General features: G+C 71.2%; 4 protein-coding genes. 2 read left to right on the top strand and 2 right to left on the bottom strand.

Annotated features, from left to right (window positions below):
* Window positions 1–118: glutamine synthetase (locus tag EAD89_RS31200; RefSeq protein ID WP_233579239.1), on the bottom strand; the 118-nt coding region annotated here is incomplete at its 3' end.
* Between the two features lie 261 nt (window positions 119–379).
* On the opposite strand from EAD89_RS31200, the gene EAD89_RS29995 reads away from it, so the two are divergent.
* Window positions 380–778, top strand: a complete 399-nt coding sequence (locus EAD89_RS29995; protein ID WP_233579238.1) for an RDD family protein — start codon at window positions 380–382, stop codon at window positions 776–778.
* 350 nt (window positions 779–1,128) lie between these two features.
* On the opposite strand, the gene EAD89_RS29990 is transcribed toward EAD89_RS29995, so the two are convergent.
* Window positions 1,129–1,815 carry a DUF4191 domain-containing protein gene (locus EAD89_RS29990; protein ID WP_089019642.1) on the bottom strand — a complete coding sequence of 229 codons (687 nt, stop codon included), beginning with the start codon at window positions 1,813–1,815 and terminating at the stop codon, window positions 1,129–1,131.
* 206 nt (window positions 1,816–2,021) lie between these two features.
* On the opposite strand from EAD89_RS29990, the gene EAD89_RS30855 reads away from it, so the two are divergent.
* Window positions 2,022–2,189, top strand: coding sequence for a hypothetical protein (locus tag EAD89_RS30855; protein ID WP_199723325.1), 168 nt, complete (start codon window positions 2,022–2,024; stop codon window positions 2,187–2,189).
* Window positions 2,190–2,205 lie beyond the last annotated feature (16 nt).

The raw sequence follows: 2,205 nt of genomic DNA, 5'->3' as shown, positions 1-2,205 counted from the left end.
ACTCGACCGGCAGGTTGAAGTGCTGCATCACACCGGGCAGGTCACAGAAACGAACGTCGACGAACTTCACGTCCTCGTTCTTGAGGTACCGCAGCAGTTCCTCGGAATTGGCGAACACACGTCCTCCTGGCACGTCCACGGGGTGGCTAGGCTTCTTGCGACGCTATGGCCAGGGGGTTGCCCGGCCGTGTCCCCGTTGTTTCTGCCGTGTTACGTCCCTCGCGGAGCGTCAGCGACGCCCCTTTACCGCCCTCGGTCCGCCGTGAACGCCGTACCGGTCGTGCCATTGTAGTGACGTCTGATGCCATTGGCCCGATCTGGCGCGGGCGGTGGCGGCACCCGGAAAGCCCCGATCTCGACACGGATACCCTTGACCGCTGTGACCAACCCGCAGGCCCCGGCAGCGCCGGCCACCGACCCCGCCTTCACTCCGCCGAGCCTGGGCCGCCGGTTCGGGGCACTGATCATCGACTGGGTGTTGTGCCTGCTGGTGGCCAACATCTTCGCCGACCCGGTGCGCGACGGATGGGCACCCGTCCTGGTGCTGATCCTGCTGTACGGCTTCTTCGTCGGCCTGTTCGCCCAGACGCCGGGCATGTACATCACGAAGGTCCGCTGCGTGAACTGGCACGACGGCGGCCGGATCGGGATCTTCCGGGGGCTGGCACGGGGTCTGCCGCTGGCCCTCGTCGTCCCCGCGCTGATCATGGACGAGCACCGTCGCGGCCTGCACGACCGGCTCACCGACGCGGTCATCGTCGACGCACCCCGCCGCTGACCCAGGGCTCCGGCAGCCCCCGCGCGACTCCGGCACCCCGCGGGCCACTCCGGCACCCCGGGCGCGACCCCGGCAGCCCGCGCGCCGCAAGACCAACTCGGTTTCCGTGAAGTCGCCGTGTCCCGGTGTGGCGGACACCCCGCTTTCAGGGAAACCGAGTCGATCATGGCCCAGCGCGGCCCGCCGCAGCCCAGCGCGGTCCGGCCCGGCGCGGCCCGCCGCGGCCCAGCGCGGCGCGGCCCAGCGCGGCCCGGCCCGGCCTGGGGCGACGCGGGAGACGCAGAGCCGGCCATAACGCCGAAGAGCCGGGCCCGCAGGGCTCCGGCTCTTCGAGGCGTACGTCGCGGGGGTCAGCGCCGCGACTGGCGGAACGAACCGCCCGGCGGCCGCATGTTCTTGGGGATCGCGCCCTTGGGCATCTGCGGCCGGGCCGTCAGCGCCTTGAGTCGCTTGTCCAGCGAGTTGACGTCCTTGCCGCTGAGCGCCCGGGGCAGCCGCAGCAGCGTGGTCCGCAGCTTGCGGATCGGCAGCTCGCCCTCCTCCTGCCCGATCACGTAGTCGTGCAGCGGGGCGGAGCCGATGACCTTGGCCAGTCGCCGCTTCTCCTGCCCGAGCAGGCCGCGCACCCGCTGCGGGTTGCCCTCGGCCAGCAGGATCACGCCGGGCCGGCCGATCACGAGGTGGACCATGTCCATCTGGGTGGTGGAGCTGACGGCCGGGGTCACCCGCCAGTCGCCGCGCATGTTCTCCATGATCTGCGCCGCCGCGCCGGGCTGCCCCTCGGCGGCGTTCATCATCGCCTTGTTGGACCGCAGGTTGAGCACGATCAGCACCGCGAGCAGGGCGAACAGGATGCCCAGCGGCAGCCAGATCCAGCTCCAGAGGATGACCGCGACCACGGTGAGGGCGAGCGGGAGGAGCACCGCGGCGGCGACCAGCGGCGCGAACCACCGGTCCTGCTTGGCGGTGAACTGGAACACCATCCCGATCTGCTTCAGCCGCTGGCCGAACGAGACCTTCTCCTGGGGCTTTGCCATGCCGCAGAGTCTAGTGGGCCCCGCCCGGCCCGTTGATCCGCGTCCGGGTGCCGGGCGGCTGAGTACCTTACGTCGCCGTACGCGTGTGCGGCGGGCGGGTAAGGAGGGTGGCGCCGCGGAAGATGAGGCGGTGTGCCCATGCCCCGGTGGGGCCTTCGCGCGAAGAGTCATCAGCAGAAGATGACGACGCCACGAAGGAGCCCGAGATGTTCGGCAACGACGCAGAATTCCTGCTCACCCTGCACCGCAGTCACGCCGCTGAGCTACGCGCCGAGGTGGCGGCGGAACGGCTGGCCCGCTCGGTGTCCCGCCCCGCCGGTCGCCGCTGGCTGGGCCGCCGCCAGCAGGTCCGCCGCACCGACGACCGCCGATGAGCGCGCCCGCCCCACC

Source organism: Micromonospora sp. BL4 (assembly GCF_003667505.1).
Lineage (GTDB): Bacteria > Actinomycetota > Actinomycetes > Mycobacteriales > Micromonosporaceae > Micromonospora.
Note: the sequence above shows the minus strand (reverse complement) of the source record. Positions and strands in the feature narration are given on the sequence as shown.